We start from the raw sequence: 15377 nt of genomic DNA on the forward strand, positions 1-15377 counted from the left end.
GGCTCCGGGCCTTCTCGTCCGGCCTGTCTCAGCTCGCGTCCGGCGCCAGGGTCAGCGAGATCGAGTTGATGCAGTAGCGCTGGTCCGTGGGGGTCTGGTAGCCCTCGCCCTCGAAGACGTGGCCCAGGTGCGAGCCGCAGCGGGAGCAGCGCACCTCGGTGCGGACCATCCCGTGGGCGCGGTCCTCGACCAGCTCGACCGCGTCGGTGTCCTTCGGGTCGTAGAAGGACGGCCAGCCGCAGTGCGACTCGAACTTGGTGTCGGAGCGGAACAGCTCCGCCCCGCAGGCCCGGCAGGAGTAGACGCCCGCCGTCCTGGTGTCGGTGTACTCACCCACGAAAGCGGGTTCGGTGCCGGCCTGGCGCAGCACCGCGTACTCGGCGGGGGTCAGCTCTTCCCGCCACTGGTCGTCCGGCTTCTCGACGTCGTACGGCACGGCTCGCTCCTCAGCTCGACAGGTGGTCGCTCGATCCGGTCGCCACTCGGCTACCGGCCGCTCGACAGGTGGTCCAGGATGCGCGGGCCGAGGTCGGTGACGTCGCCCGCTCCCATGGTGAGAACGAGATCGCCGGGCTTCGCCATTCCCGCGACGGCGGCGGGGACGTCGGCCTGGTCGTGGACGGCGGTGACCTCGGCTCCGGCCTCCTTCGCGGCGTCGATGATCAGGGCGCTGGTGATGCCCGGGATCGGGTCCTCGCGGGCCGGGTAGATGTCCAGGACCACGGAGGCGTCGGCCAGGGCGAGGGCCTGGCCCATCTCGGTGCCCAGCTCCTGCGTACGGGAGAACAGGTGCGGCTGGAAGACGACCAGGATGCGGGCGTCGGCGGCCGCGCCGCGCATGGCCTCCAGGTCGGCGGTCATCTCGGTGGGGTGGTGCGCGTACGAGTCGATGACCTGCACGCCCGCCGCCTCGCCCTTGAGCTGGAGGCGGCGCTTGACCCCGGTGTACGAACCGAGGGCCGAGGCCAGGTTGTGCGCGGGGATGCCGAGGGCGACGCCTGCGGCGAGGGCGGCGACCGCGTTGTGGGCGTAGTGGCTGCCGGGCACCGAGACCGTGAAGGTCAGGAACTTGCCGTTGAGCAGGACCGTGACCTCGCTGGTCAGGCCGCGCGGGGTGACCTTGTGGACGCGTACGTCGGCGTTCTCGGCGGAGCCGTAGGTGACGACCTTGAGCTCGGAGAGGTCGCGGACCCGGCGGGTCAGCTCGACCGCGCCGGGCTGGTCGGCGGAGATGACCAGGGTGCCGCCGGGGACGACCTTGCCGACGAACGTCTCGAAGGAGTCGTAGATCTCGTCCATCGAGGCGTAGTTAGCGTGGTGGTCCAGCTCGACGTTGAGGACGATCGCGACCTCGGGGTCGTACTTCTGGAAGCTGCGGTCGCTCTCGTCCGCCTCCGCGACGAAGATCGCCCCTTTGCCGTGCGTGGCGTTGGTGCCGGGGCCCTCCAGGTCGCCGCCGATGGCGTACGAGGGGGCCATGCTCAGCGAGGAGAGGGCGACGGCCAGCATCGACGTCGTGGTCGTCTTGCCGTGGGTGCCGGCGACCGCGATGGCGCGCAGGCCGTTCATCAGGGAGGCCAGTGCGTCCGAGCGGTGCACCACGGGGATGGCCAGCTCGTTCGCGCGGAGCAGCTCCGGGTTGTCGGCGCGGATGGCGCTGGAGACGACCACGCAGGACGCGTCGTCGGCCAGGTGGCCCGCCGCGTGTCCGATGTGCACGGTCGCCCCCAGCGCCCGCAGGGACTCGGCGGTGGCGGACTCCTTCGCGTCGCTGCCCGCCACCTTCGCCCCGCGCTGGGCGAGGATCTTCGCGATGCCCGACATTCCGGCGCCGCCGATGCCGATGAAGTGGGGTCGTTCCATGGCGGCGGGAATGCCGGGTGCCATCTGTGCTCCTGCGTGGTCGCTGCGGTTCGGACGGCGGCCGGGGGCCGACCCGGACCGCGAGGCCAGCCTATTCGCTGTGCGCGAAGAGCTTGAGCACCGGGACGCCGACCTTGTGCCGGGCGCGGGAAGCCCAGTCGCGGTGGAAGAACTCCTCCACGTAGTGCGGGGCGGTCAGGACGATGACCTCGTCGGCGCCCGCCTCCTCGACGACGGTCGTCAGTTTGTCCAGGGGGTGATTCTCGATCACCTGTCCGACCGCTGCGGAGCCCGCGTCGCGCAGGGCCCGGAGGGAGTACTCCAGGCCGATCTGCGCGGTCTCGCGGGCCTCGTCGCCCTCCGGCTCCTCGCCCTCGCGGACCGCTTCCTTCAGCTCCCCCATCGCCACGTCGTCGATCGCGCGCAGCAGGACATCGGCCTGGTCGCCGCGCGGCTGCAACAGAACGACGAACGAGATCCGCTCCTCGCCGTGGAGGGTCGTGACGAATTCCACGTCCTCGGGAGTGAGCGGCTTCTCGATCATCAAAACGCTTGTGAACACGACAGGCGCCCTTCCGCTTCTTCTTCTCGTCGACTGCCGGCTCGACCGTCGACGGTCGTTTGCTGAAACCATCCTTCCCCGTGCTTCCACGGGGATCGCAGGGGTAAGTGTGCCCAGCCGGAGCTAAGCGGAACGGCAAATTCCGCTATCTGTCGGTCCGACGGTACCGAGTGAAGAGGAACCCGGCCTCTTCCAGGAGCGATGCCAGGGAAAAACGTTCCGGCACGGCGACCCCGGGGCCCCCCGCGATCCGCTGGGCGTCGCCGGCGGTCAGCATCGGGGACACGGTCAGGCACAGCTCGTCCAGCGCGCCGGCCGCCACGAACTGGCCGAGCAGCCGGGGTCCGCCCTCGGTGAGCTGCCGGGTCAGCCCCCGGTCGGCCAGCTCGCGCACGACACGGGCCGGGTCCACCCGGGCGCCCTCGCCCGCGATCACCACCTCGGCGCCCGCCTTCCGGGCCGCCGCGATCCGGTCGGCGGGGGCCCCGGCACCGGTCACCACGAGGGTCGGGACGAGCGGCTCGGTGAACAGCGGCAGAGAGAAGTCCAGCTCCATCGAGCCGGTCACCACCGCGACTGCGGGAGCGGGGCCCTGTCCTGCGGCCGCCCGCCGCGCGGCGAACGCCTCCCGGGCGCGGGCCGGACGGTACCCCTCCAGGCGTACGGTCTCGGCCCCGGCGATCACCACGTCGGCCAGGCCCCGCAGGGTGCCGAAGATCCGCATGTCCGCCGCGCAGGAGATGGGCTGCGAGCGGCCGTCGTGCTGGGCGGCCCCGTCGAGGGTGGAGACCATGTTGGCGCGCAGCCAGGGGATCCCGGGCCCTTCGGCCGGGGGGCCGGTGGGGTAGGCGTAGGCGTCCGCCAGCTCGTCGAGGCTCCACTCGCGGTCGACGAGCGGCCCGGACGGGTCCTCCGCTCCCGGTCCGCTTTCTGTCAGGTCCGTCACAGGGAACAGGCTTCGCATGGGTTGCAGTCTGGCATGAGCCTTAGGGTGGACAGTTGTGTCGTCATCCACCGCGTTTCCGGGGCAGAGCCCCCTTGCCGAATCGGCCCCGCTGTCCCTGTGCGCCCGTGAGCCGCACGTACCCGCAGACCGTCTGGTCGCCGAGATGGTGCCTCCGCCGCGCTTCGACTCGGTGCGCTTCGACACGTACGTCCCCGACCTGAACCAGCCCAGCCAGAGCGAGGCGGTCACGGTCCTGGCGGGTTTCGCCGCCGGCCTCGGCGGGGCGCACGCGACGGGCTCCGGGCGGCGCAAGTGGTTCAGCAGGAAGCCGGCCGCGCCGACCGGGCCGCGCGGTGTGTATCTCGACGGCGGCTACGGCGTCGGCAAGACCCACCTGCTGGCCTCCCTCTGGCACGCCACGCCCGCCGAGCCGTCGCTGAAGGCGTTCGGCACGTTCGTGGAGCTGACGAACCTCGTGGGCGCGCTGGGCTTCCAGCAGACCGTGCGGACCCTCAGCGGGCACCGGCTGCTGTGCATCGACGAGTTCGAGCTCGACGACCCGGGCGACACCGTCCTGGTGTCCTCGCTGCTCAGCCGGCTCGTGGAGGCCGGGGTGGCGCTCGCCGCCACCTCGAACACGCTGCCGGGCAAGCTCGGCGAGGGCCGGTTCGCCGCCGCCGACTTCCTGCGCGAGATCCAGGGCCTGTCCGCGCACTTCCGCCCGCTCCGCATCGACGGCGAGGACTACCGGCACCGCGGTCTGCCCGAGGCGCCGCCGCCGTACGACGACGAGCAGGTCACCCGGGCCGCGTACGCCACGCAGGGCGCGTCCCTCGACGACTTCCCCGGGCTGCTGGACCACCTGGCCCGGGTCCACCCCAGCCGGTACGGCGCGCTGACCGACGACCTCCGCGCGGTCTGTCTGACCGGGGTGAGCGCGGTGCCCGACCAGTCGACCGCGCTGCGCCTGGTGGTGCTGGCGGACCGGCTGTACGACCGGGAGGTCCCGGTGCTCGCCTCGGGGCTGCCGTTCGACCGGCTGTTCAGCGACGAGATGCTGAACGGCGGGTACCGGAAGAAGTACTTCCGGGCGATCTCCCGGCTGACGGCACTGGCGCGTGACGCGAAGGGGCTGGTGGCGCAGTAGGTTCGGGGGCGTAACGCGACGGGACACCGCACGCCTGTGGGGTGCCCCGTCTTATCCCGTACCACCGCGCACACCTTTCGAAGGGGTCCAGCATGGCTACCACGCGTCAGGCGCACACGAACTGGGAAGGCAACCTGATCGAGGGCAAGGGGGTCGTCACCTTCGACTCCTCCGGCATCGGCGACTACCCCGTCTCCTGGCCCGCCCGCTCGGAGCAGGCGAACGGGAAGACGAGCCCCGAGGAGCTCATCGCCGCCGCCCACTCCAGCTGCTTCTCGATGGCGCTCTCCCACGGTCTCGCCGGGGCCGACACCCCGTCGACCCGGCTGGAGACCAAGGCCGAGGTGACCTTCCAGCCCGGCACGGGCATCACCGGCATCCACCTCACCGTCGTGGGCGAGGTGCCCGGTCTCGACGAGGACGCCTTCCTGAAGGCCGCCGAGGACGCCAAGGCGAACTGCCCGGTCAGCCAGGCGCTCACCGGTACGACGATCACCCTGACGGCTTCGCTCGCCTGACCTTCCGCCTACGGCCGCTCCCCTCGGGGCCGCCGCGGCGGCAGCACGGGGCGCGGGGGTACGCACGGTTCCCTCGCGCCTCTGTGCGTGCTACACACGTGCGGGTCACTTCACCTGTCCGCCAACAGGGAGTCGCCTCATGTCATCCGCACCCCGCTCCACCGCGACACGACGCCAGGTCCTGGCAGGCAGCGGCGCAGCCGCCGCGATCGCCTTCACCGGAGCCTTCTCCGAACTCTTCGCGGGGACGGCCGCCGCACGCGGCCACGACGGCTACGGCCCGCTCGTCCCCGACCCCGACGGGCTGCTCGACCTGCCGAAAGGATTCCGCTACCGAGTGCTGTCCCGGGAGGGCGAACCTCTGCGCTCCGGCGAGGGGCCGGTGCCGGGCAACCACGACGGGATGGCGGCGCTGCCCGGCCGCAACGGCCGGGTCCACCTGGTCCGCAACCACGAGAACCGGCACACCGCCAAGCTCGGCGTACCGACCGTCGAGGGGCTGACCTACGACCCGGCGGCCAAGGGCGGCTGCACGTCCCTGGAGCTGGACGGCCGCAACAAGGTCCTGGGCGAGCGCGTCGCCATCGCCGGTACGGCGGTCAACTGCGCGGGCGGGCCCACCCCCTGGCGCACCTGGCTGACCTGCGAGGAGAACGAGGACAAGGCCGGGACCAACGGGTACACCAAGGACCACGGCTTCATCTTCGAGGTGGACGGCGCCGATCCGCGCCGCACCGGGGCCCTCCCGCTGACCGCGATGGGCCGCTTCCAGCACGAGGCGATCGCCGTCGACCCGAAGTCAGGGATCGTGTACGAGACGGAGGACGCGTTCGACAAGCCGTTCGGGCTCTTCTACCGCTTCCTCCCCGAGAAGCCCCTCGGCGGCACCGGATCACTCCGGGCGGGCGGGGCGCTGGAGGCGATGCGGGTGCCGGGCGTGCCCGACCTCTCCTCCGTCCAGGAGACCGGTACGAGCTTCGACCGGATCGAGTGGGTCCCCGTACCGGATCCACTGGCCTCGGAGACCGCGATCCGCTTCCAGGACTTCGGCCCGAAGGGCGTCACGCACGCCCAGAAGCTGGAGGGCTGCTACTGGGGCGGCTCGTCCGTCTACTTCGTCTCCAGCTTCGCCCGCAGCGACGAGGGTTCGGCGGGCGACCACTACGGCCAGGTCTGGCGCTACGAGCCCAGGAGGCGGCGGCTCACCCTGGTCGTGATCTTCGGCCCGGACACCGACATCCAGCTGCCCGGCGAGTCGCCCGACAACATCTGCCTGGCGGGTGACGGCGGGCTGATGGTCTGTGAGGACGGCGGCGGCGCGCAGCACGTGCTCGGAGTGACCCGGCGCGGCGAGGTGTACACGATGGCGCGCGGGCGGCAGAACATCGGGACGCCCGAGGAGCCGGAATGGGGGGAGTTCGCGGGGGTCGCCTTCTCCCCGGACGGCTCGACGATGTACGTGAACTGCTACAGGCCGGGGACGACGTTCGCGGTAACGGGGCCGTGGTGCTGAGGTAGCCGGGGCGGCGATCCGGGGGTGACCGGGGCGGCGATCCGGGGATGACCGGGGCGACCGCACTTCACCGGACACCGGAACACCACCGCCCAATATACCTGATTATTGGACATTTTCCGTTATTTTCCGTGGGTGATCACTGCTGCGCGGAAGATGCGGAAGACGACGACTCTGACGGTCGCGGGGGTACTCACCGGCGTCGCCCTGGCCGGGTGCGGGGGTCCTCCCCCCGCACCCCCTCCCCCACCCGGCCCGGCGGCCTCCGCCCCCGCCTCGGCCGCACCGGAGAAGCCGCCCACGATGGCCCCCGGGCCGGCGGGCCGCACCCCGGTCTTCGAGCGGAGGCCGACGGGCGGGGGCGCGGCAGGCCGCGCGACGGAGAAGGTCGTGGCACTGACGTTCGACGCCGACATGACGGCCGACCAGGGCCCCCGGGCGGCCTCCGGCGAACGCTTCGACAACCCGGAACTGGTCGCGCTGCTGCGCCGGCTGAAGGTGCCGACCACCGTCTTCATGACCGGGCGCTGGGCCGAGGAGTACCCGGCGCAGGCGAAGGCCATCGGCACGGACCCGCTGTTCGAGATCGCCAACCACTCCTACAGCCACCACGCCTTCAGCTCCCCCTGTTACGGCCTGCCGGTGGTCGGGAAGGCCACGATGGCCGGCGAGGTGGAGCGTGCCTTCACGGCGATCCGGAAGGCGGGGGCGCGGAACGTGGTGCCGTACTTCCGTTTCCCCGGCGGCTGTTACGACGACGCGGCGCTGCGCGCGCTGGCTCCGGCGAACGTGACGGCGGTGCAGTGGGACGTGGTCAGCGGCGACGCCTTCGCCACGGACGCGGACGCGGTGGCCGAGCAGGTGCTGGACGGGGTGCGGCCGGGCTCCCTCGTGGTCATGCACTGCACCCGCAGCGCGGCCCCGGCCACCGAGGCGGCCGTACGCCGGATCGTGCCGGAGCTGCGCGAGCGCGGCTACCGCTTCGTGAAGGTGTCGGAGTTGATGGAGGAGGGGCCCTGAGCCCGTTGTGCGGAGCGAGGGCCGGAGATGTGCGCTCCGGCCCTCGCCCCATGGGGTCACGTCTCACCGTTCGTCGCGTCGGCCCGCTGTGCTACGGCAGGGCCCACTTCTGGTTGGGACCGGTGTGGCAGGCCCATAGATGAACCGCTGTGCCGTCGTTCCAGGCGCCCCCGGACGCGTCGAGGCACTTGCCGGACTGCGGGTTGCGTAGCGTGCCGTCGGCCTGGGGTTGCCAGGTCTGGGCCGCGCTGCCGTTGCAGCCGTAGAGCTGCACCTTCGTGCCGTCGGCGGTGCCGGCGTTGTCGATGTCCAGGCACTTGTCCAGGGCGCGCACGGTTCCGTCACCGGAAACCGTCCACTTCTGGGCCGCGGTGTTGTTGCAGGTCCACAGCTGGACCTTCGTGCCGTCCGCGGTGCCGCTGTTGTCCACGTCCAGGCACTTGCCGTTGACCCCCTTCACCTCGCCGGTCCGGGAAGTCGCGCCGGGCAGCTGGTTCATCGTGTACCAGGCCTCGGTGCTCCAGAGCTGTTTGCCGTCCGTCGCGCTGAAGGGACGGGCCGAGCGCACATGGACGACTCGGTCGGCCTTGAGCCCGGGGACCGTCAGCGTGACCGTCTTGCGGTCGGCGGAGAGAGTGGCCGCCTGGGCGGTGAGGGTCTCCTCGTCGACCTTGGGGCCGCCGTACGCCGCGGTCGGCACGTAGCGCCACTGTTTGAACTTGTAGCGTCCGGCCAGGTTGGCCGCGGTCTCCGTCGACACCGGCTGGGTGTACTCCAGCTCGAAACCGCCCGGGACGGCGCGCATGGCGCGGATGTCGAAGGCGTCGGTGCCGTTCGGCGTCAGCTTCTGCAGTCCGTGGCTGAGCTTGCCCTCCTGGCCCCAGTTGCCGCCCGCGCCCAGCCCGCCCGCGTAGAGGGCGCCGTCCGGGCCGACGCTGATCCGGGTGACACCCGCTTCCAGTCCTTGCGTGAGGCGGAAGACCGCCCCCTGGTACTCACCGCCGACCTTCTCCAGGAACCCACGCTGGATTCCGCCGTAGGTCACGTCGCCGAACAGCATCTGACCGGCGAAGGGCCCGTCCTTCAACTGGAGGGGCGTGCTGGGCGAGTTGGCTATCTCGTTCTGAGGGAGCCACAGCACCGGCTTGGTCACCGGCCGGGAGTCGAAGGGCCCGTCCGGGTTCATGTGGTGGTTGAAGAAGCGGTCCTGCTTGATGTGCACCAACTTCGACGTGGGGAGCCAGCCGCCCTGGTTGTCGGTGACGAACATGTCGCCGTCCGGGCCCCACCCGATGCCGTTGGGGGTGCGCAGACCACCGGCGACGTAACTGACGGATCCGCTCGCCTTGTTCACCTTGATCGTGGTGCCGCGGTTCGGTGCCGGCTGCGGGTCCGTGGTGGCGCCGCCGTAGTTGATCGACACCGACAGGTTCAGATAGAAGAACCCGTCCTTGTACAGCAGGCCGAAGGCGAACTCGTGGAAGTTGTTGCCGAACGGCCAGGTGGCGATCCGCTTGTACTGGTCGGTGACGCCGTCGCCGTTGGTGTCGTTCAGTTCGGTCAGCTCGTGCTTCTGGGAGACATAGAGCTTGCCGTCCACGTACTTGACGCCCATCGGCTCCTTCAGGCCGCTCGCGATCTTCTTGTACGTCACCTTGTCGGGCCCGGTCGCCCCGGTGACGTTGCTCAGCAGGTACACCTCGCCCGTGCTGTTGTCCGTACCGCCCCAGGTGGTCACCGCGAGGCGGCCGTCGGGCAGCCAGTCCATGGCGGAGACCTGGGGTTCGAAGCCGTTCGGCCTCAGGTTCGTCAGGGTGTAGTTCGGGTGGACCTCGGTCAGGGGCAGTCCGTCACCGGGCGTGTCGAGGACGCCTTCGCACTCTTTCCGGCCCGGCGACGTGACGCGTACGACGCCGGCGTCGGTGCTCAGCACCGAGTTCGGTACGAGGCTGAAGCCGGTGGCGCCCGGAGGCTTCCAGGCGAGCGTGATCTGCTGGCCGCCACCGGCCTCGAAGTGCTCGATGCGCAGGGAGTGAACGCCCGCCGTCAGCGAGACCGTGCCGTCCTTGGGCAGGTCGGAGCCGTGCAGTCCGTCGTGGTCGATGACCAGTTTGTCATCGACGTAGAGGCGGGAGCCGTCATCGCTGGTCAGGCGGAAGGTGTGGCTGCCGGCCGCGGCGACGTCGAGGTTGCCGGTGACCTGCGTGACGAAGTTGGAAGCGAGCCCGAAGTCCGCGTCGGAGGTCCAGTTGATCACCGACATCTTCTTGTCGACGTTCGGGGTCTGTCCGGGCTTGAGGGTGCAGATCTCCTTCAGCGAGGTCTGCACGTCGAAGACGCGGAGCGTGACACCGGGTTCCTGCGGGGGAAGAGGTGCGGCCTCCGGGGCGGCCGCGTCCGCGGGGAGCGACAGGCCGAGGGCCAGTAACGGGACGGTGAGCGATACGGCCAGACGTCTGCCGAGTCGCTGGGAGAACAGCCGTGGATACACGTGACCTCCTGTAGGCCCCCCGAGGCCGGGGAGCGCAAATGGGGCAAAGTGCGGAATCCACCGCCGCCGGAGCGCGCCGTCGTTCCGGATACGGAGAGATGCGGAGATATGGAACTGTGGGGCTGTTGGGCTGTGGAGCTGCGGACAGTGACGCTCGGGGTGCGTACCGCCCGCTCCACCGCCGCGTCGCACACAGTAGGGACTTCCGTCGGGCGCGTCCATACTTTGTCATGAGCGTGTACAAAGTTCCCGGAAGATTCCTGGTCGGCCGTCAACTGCGCCTCTGTCGAGTCGACTTGGGATCAAGAGGGCGGAGGGGGTCATCACCCCGGGGCCCGCCCAGCCGCTTTGTCCCTCTGCTGGAAAAAGTTGCGGGCATCTGTGTCAAAGGGGTTTCTGCTGCGTGAAAAAGCGAATAGCTTCCTGCCCTGTACCGAACGACAAGGGCGGAACGCCCTCCCTCCGGGGTCCCCCAGCCCCTCGGCGCGATGGCGTGCGCCTGTGCTCCAGACCCCACCCCGTCAGCACACGGAGGATGCGCGTGCACAGGAGACTCATTCGACCTCTCGCGGCGCTGGCCTGCACCTTGCTCGCCGCCGCGGGCGCTCTCACCGCCCAGCAGAGACCCGCGGACGCGACGCCCGCACTCGCGTCGGCCGCCGCGGCCGACGAGTTCCAACAAGTCACCCTCGCCAAGGGAGTGGCGGAGACCGGCGAGCCCATGACGCTCGCCGTCCTGCCCGACAGGTCCGTGCTGCACACGTCCCGGGACGGCACCCTCCGCCTCACCGACGCGGCAGGCGCCACCAAGGTCGCCGGAAAGCTGGACGTCTACTCGCACGACGAAGAGGGCCTGCAAGGCGTCGGCGTGGACCCGGGCTTCACCACGAACCGCTTCATCTACCTCTACTACGCGCCGAAGCTGACGACCCCCTCCGGCGACGCGCCCGCGAACGGGTCCGCCGCGGACTTCGCCCCCTTCGACGGCGTCAACCGACTGTCGCGTTTCGTCCTCGGGGCCGACGGCTCACTCGACGTCGCCAGCGAGAAGAAGGTCCTCGACGTCCCCGCGAGCCGCGGACTGTGCTGCCACGTCGGCGGTGACATCGATTTCGACGCCCAGGGCAACCTGTACCTCTCCACCGGTGACGACAGCAACCCCTTCGCCTCCGACGGCTACACCCCCATCGACGAGCGCGCCGGCCGCAACCCCGCGTACGACGCCCAGCGCTCCTCCGGCAACACCAACGACCTGCGCGGCAAGGTGCTGCGGATCAAGGTGGGCGCCGACGGGGGCTACACCGTCCCGTCCGGCAACCTCTTCGCGCCCGGCACCGCGAAGACCAGGCCGGAGATCTACGCCATGGGGTTCCGCAACCCCTTCCGGATGAGCGTCGACAAGGCCACCGGAACCGTCTACCTCGGCGACTACGGCCCCGACGCGGGCACGGCGAACGCGGGACGCGGACCCGCCGGGCAGGTCGAGTTCAACCGGATCACCAAGGCCGGCAACTACGGCTGGCCCTACTGCACCGGCAACAACAGCCCCTACGTGGACTACAACTTCGCCACCTCGACGTCGGGCTCCGCCTTCTCCTGCGCCGCCCCCAGGAACACGTCGCCGAACAACACCGGCCTCACCGACCTCCCTCCGGCCCAGCCCGCCTGGATACCGTACGACGGGGGTTCGGTCCCCGAGTTCGGCGGCGGCTCGGAGTCACCGATGGGCGGACCCGTCTACCGCTACGACGCGGCCTCGACCTCCACCGTCAAGTTCCCGCAGAGCTTCGACGGCGACTTCTTCGCCGGCGAGTTCGGCCGCAAGTGGATCAAACGTATCGAGCAGTCCGGCGACGGCACCGTACAGTCGATCAACGCCTTCCCCTGGCAGGGCACCCAGGTCATGGACATGGCCTTCGGCCCGGACGGCGCGTTGTACGTCCTCGACTACGGCACCGGTTACTTCAACGGAGACGCCAACAGCGCGGTCTACCGTATCGAGTACGTCACCGACGGGCGCGCCCCGCTCGCCAAGGCCACCGCGAACCGCACCTCCGGACAGGCCCCGCTCACGGTGGCGTTCTCCTCGGCCGGGACCTCCGACCCCGACGGCGACCCCCTCACCTACGCCTGGAAGTTCGGTGACGGGGGCACGTCCACGGCCGCGAACCCCTCACACACCTACACCGCCAACGGCCGTTACACCGCCGAACTGACCGTCTCCGACGGCACCGGCGCCACCGCCACCGCCTCCGTCATCATCACCGTCGGCAACACCGCGCCCACCGTCACCCTCAACCTGCCCGCCGACGGCTCCATCATCGACCCGGGCGCCGCCGTGCCCTTCACGGTCACCGTCACCGACCCCGAGGACGGCACGATCGACTGCTCCAAGGTGAAGGTCACCTTCATCATCGGCCACGACAGCCACGGTCACCCGCAGACCTCCGCCACCGGCTGCTCCGGCACCGTACAGACCATCGCCGACGGCGAGCACGACCCCAACGCGAACATCTTCGGCGTCTGGGACGCCGAGTACACCGACAAGGGGGCAGGCGGCCAGCCCGCCCTGACCACGCACGACCAGAACATCAGCCAGGGCAGCAAGCGACAGGCCGAGCACTTCAGCGCCTCCGCCGGCGTCACGATCGTCGACAAGGCCACGGCCAACGGTGGCAAGACCGTCGGCTACATCGACAACGACGACTGGATCTCCTTCACCCCGTACATCCTCGGCAACGCCACCCGAGTGACCGCCCGGGTCTCCTCCGGCGGTGCGGGAGGCACCCTGGAGGTACGGGCCGGCTCGCCCACCGGCACCCTGCTCGGCTCGGCCGCGGTCCCCGCCACCGGAGGCTGGGACACCTTCCGGGACGTGAGCGCCGACCTGACCGACCGCCCGGCCTCCACCACCACCCTGTACCTCGTGTTCAAGGGCGGCAGCGGCTCCCTCTTCGACCTCGACGACTTCACCTTCACCACCAGCGGGGCCACCGCACCCGGCGGTGAGCTCAAGGGAATCGGCGGCAAGTGCGCGGAGGCCGCCGGCGGAGCGAGCGCCGACGGCACGCAGATCCAGTTGTGGACGTGCAACCGGAGCGCCGCCCAGAAATGGACGCCCGGCACGGACGACACGCTGCGGGCGCTCGGCAAGTGCCTGGACATCAGTGGCGCCGGCACCGCCGACGGCACCAGGATCCAGCTGTACGGGTGCAACGGTACGGGCGCCCAGAAGTGGGTGGCCCAGGCCGACAAAACGTTGAAGAACCCGTTGACCGGCAAGTGCCTGGACGCCTCCGGAGCCTCCTCGGCGGACGGTACCAAGCTCCACCTGTGGACCTGCCACACCGGCGCCAACCAGAAGTGGACCCTGTCATGAGCCGACATCTCACCCGTCTCGCCTGCTGGGCCGCCTGCGGCCTGCTCGGCGCCGCAGCCCTGCCCATGGCGGTCTCCACGGCCTCCGAACCGGGCCCGGCCGCCCCCGACCGCGCGGCGGCCGCCCCTGCCCGCACGGCGGCCGCCGCCGCCGACCCGGCATACGACGTGCTGGTCTTCTCCAAGACCGCCGGATTCCGCCACTCCTCCATCGACGAGGGCATCACCGCCCTGCGCCAGCTGGGCACCGCCAACAACTTCACCGTCACCGCGACCGAGGACGCCGCCGCCTTCACCGCCGGCAACCTCAGCGGTTACGAGGCCGTCGTCTTCCTCTCCACCACCGGCGACGTCCTCAACACCGCCCAGCAGGCCGCCTTCGAGGGGTACATCGGGGCCGGCGGCGGCTACGTAGGCATCCACGCGGCGGCCGACACGGAGTACGACTGGACCTGGTACAACGGCCTGGCCGGCGCCCTGTTCAAGTCCCACCCGCACATCCAGCCGGCCACCGTCAAGGTGGAGGACCGCGCCCACGACGCCACCGCGCACCTCGGCCCGACCTGGCAGCGGACCGACGAGTGGTACGACTACCGCACCAACCCCCGCACTTCGGCCCACGTCCTGGCCTCGCTCGACGAGTCCACGTACAGCGGCGGCACCATGGGCGGCGACCACCCCATCGCCTGGTGCAAGGACTACGAAGGAGGTCGCGCCTTCTACACCGGCGGCGGCCACACCGAGGACTCCTACGCCGACCCCGTCTTCCGCCGCCATCTGCTCGGCGGCATCCGCTGGGCCGCGGAGATGACGGAGGCCGACTGCCGCCCGGAGACCGGCTACACCGCCCTGTTCGGCACCTCCGGAACGACCGGCTGGAAGCAGGCCGGTCCGGGCTCCTTCGCCGACGCCGACAACACCCTGACCTCCCGGGGCGGCCTCGGCCTGTTCTGGTACCAGGCCAAGGAGTACAAGTCCTACTCGCTGAAGCTCGACTGGCGCCAGGCCGGTGACGACAACTCCGGTGTCTTCGTGGGCTTCCCCGCCTCCGACGACCCGTGGTCGGCCGTCAACAACGGGTACGAGATCCAGATCGACGCCACGGACGCTCCGGACCGCACCACCGGCGCCGTCTACGGCTACAAGTCCGCCGACCTCGCCGCCCGCGACGCGGCCCTGAACCCGCCGGGAGAGTGGAACACGTACGAGATCCGGGTCGAGGGCGAACGCCTCCAGCTCTTCCTCAACGGCCGCAAGATCAACGACTTCACCAACACCGACCCCGCCCGCAGTCTCCAGCAGGGCCACATCGGCCTCCAGAACCACGGTGACGGCGACGACGTGTCCTTCCGCAACATCCGGATCAAGGAGCTGGGCGGCGCGACCGGCCCCCGGGAGGGCGCCATCACCGGCATCGGCGGCAAGTGCGTCGACGTCGCCAACGGGTCGAGCTCGGACGGCACGCAGATCCAGTTGTGGACGTGCAACCAGAGCGCCGCCCAGAAGTGGACGGTCGCCTCGGACGACACGCTGCGCGCGCTGGGCAAGTGCATGGACATCAGCGGCAGCGGCACGGCCGACGGCACCAAGGTGCAGCTCTACGGCTGCAACAGCACCGGTGCCCAGAAATGGGTGCCCCAGGCCGACGGCACGCTGAAGAACCCGCAGTCGGGCAAGTGCCTGGACGCGTCCGGTGTCTCCTCCGCCGACGGCACCAAGCTCCACCTGTGGAGCTGCCACACCGGTGCCAACCAGAAGTGGGCGCTCCCCGGCTGAGCGACCCTCTGGACTTCGTCGGCACCGCTGAGGGCGGCGCCGGCGAAACCGGCCGCGAGATCGGGCCGGTGACGGCGGCCGGGCGCAACGCCGAAGCGCCCGGCCGCCGTGCTCACGCTCGTCGAGGCGGAGTTCCCCGCCGCCGTCCCGCGAGCCGACCCGC

General features: G+C 70.5%; 11 protein-coding genes. 6 read left to right on the plus strand and 5 right to left on the minus strand.

Going from position 1 to position 15377, the window contains the following annotated elements:
- Positions 1 to 28: 28 nt before the first annotated feature.
- From msrB to AC3CH1_RS06245, 4 genes are all read right to left on the minus strand, one after another.
- Positions 29 to 436: a peptide-methionine (R)-S-oxide reductase MsrB gene (gene msrB / locus AC3CH1_RS06230; protein ID WP_488461939.1), complete on the minus strand. Its 408-nt coding sequence runs from the start codon at positions 434 to 436 to the stop codon at positions 29 to 31.
- A 50-nt stretch (positions 437 to 486) separates the two neighbouring features.
- Positions 487 to 1887 (minus strand): UDP-N-acetylmuramate--L-alanine ligase, encoded by a 1401-nt coding sequence (gene murC, locus AC3CH1_RS06235; protein WP_488461940.1) that lies wholly within the window; start codon positions 1885 to 1887, stop codon positions 487 to 489.
- 67 nt (positions 1888 to 1954) lie between these two features.
- Positions 1955 to 2407 carry an indole-3-glycerol phosphate synthase gene (locus AC3CH1_RS06240; protein WP_265598516.1) on the minus strand — a complete coding sequence of 151 codons (453 nt, stop codon included), beginning with the start codon at positions 2405 to 2407 and terminating at the stop codon, positions 1955 to 1957.
- Positions 2408 to 2570: 163 nt separating this feature from the next.
- The gene (locus AC3CH1_RS06245) at positions 2571 to 3389 is read right to left on the minus strand and encodes a pyrimidine reductase family protein (protein WP_488461941.1); all 819 of its coding nucleotides are present in this window, start codon (positions 3387 to 3389) and stop codon (positions 2571 to 2573) included.
- 37 nt (positions 3390 to 3426) lie between these two features.
- Here AC3CH1_RS06245 and zapE point away from each other — a divergent pair, with 37 nt between their 5' ends.
- The 4 genes from zapE to AC3CH1_RS06265 all read left to right on the plus strand — a co-directional run bounded on the left by zapE (position 3427) and on the right by AC3CH1_RS06265 (position 7569).
- Positions 3427 to 4518: a cell division protein ZapE gene (zapE, locus tag AC3CH1_RS06250; protein WP_488461942.1), complete on the plus strand. Its 1092-nt coding sequence runs from the start codon at positions 3427 to 3429 to the stop codon at positions 4516 to 4518.
- Between the two features lie 92 nt (positions 4519 to 4610).
- On the plus strand, positions 4611 to 5036 hold the full coding sequence (locus tag AC3CH1_RS06255; RefSeq protein WP_488461943.1) for an OsmC family protein: 426 nt from the start codon (positions 4611 to 4613) through the stop codon (positions 5034 to 5036).
- A 139-nt stretch (positions 5037 to 5175) separates the two neighbouring features.
- Positions 5176 to 6549, plus strand: coding sequence for an alkaline phosphatase PhoX (locus AC3CH1_RS06260; protein ID WP_488461944.1), 1374 nt, complete (start codon positions 5176 to 5178; stop codon positions 6547 to 6549).
- A 156-nt stretch (positions 6550 to 6705) separates the two neighbouring features.
- Positions 6706 to 7569 (plus strand): polysaccharide deacetylase family protein, encoded by an 864-nt coding sequence (locus AC3CH1_RS06265; protein ID WP_488462164.1) that lies wholly within the window; start codon positions 6706 to 6708, stop codon positions 7567 to 7569.
- A 91-nt stretch (positions 7570 to 7660) separates the two neighbouring features.
- Here the strand turns inward: AC3CH1_RS06265 and AC3CH1_RS06270 are convergent, their stop codons facing one another.
- Positions 7661 to 10060 (minus strand): ricin-type beta-trefoil lectin domain protein, encoded by a 2400-nt coding sequence (locus tag AC3CH1_RS06270; protein ID WP_488461945.1) that lies wholly within the window; start codon positions 10058 to 10060, stop codon positions 7661 to 7663.
- Between the two features lie 541 nt (positions 10061 to 10601).
- On the opposite strand from AC3CH1_RS06270, the gene AC3CH1_RS06275 reads away from it, so the two are divergent.
- Positions 10602 to 13439 (plus strand): PQQ-dependent sugar dehydrogenase, encoded by a 2838-nt coding sequence (locus tag AC3CH1_RS06275; RefSeq protein WP_488461946.1) that lies wholly within the window; start codon positions 10602 to 10604, stop codon positions 13437 to 13439.
- Positions 13436 to 15214, plus strand: coding sequence for a ThuA domain-containing protein (locus tag AC3CH1_RS06280; RefSeq protein ID WP_488461947.1), 1779 nt, complete (start codon positions 13436 to 13438; stop codon positions 15212 to 15214). The genes AC3CH1_RS06275 and AC3CH1_RS06280 overlap by 4 nt, the downstream gene beginning before the upstream one ends.
- Positions 15215 to 15377 lie beyond the last annotated feature (163 nt).

Source organism: Streptomyces sp. MGP-P1 (assembly GCF_057766565.1).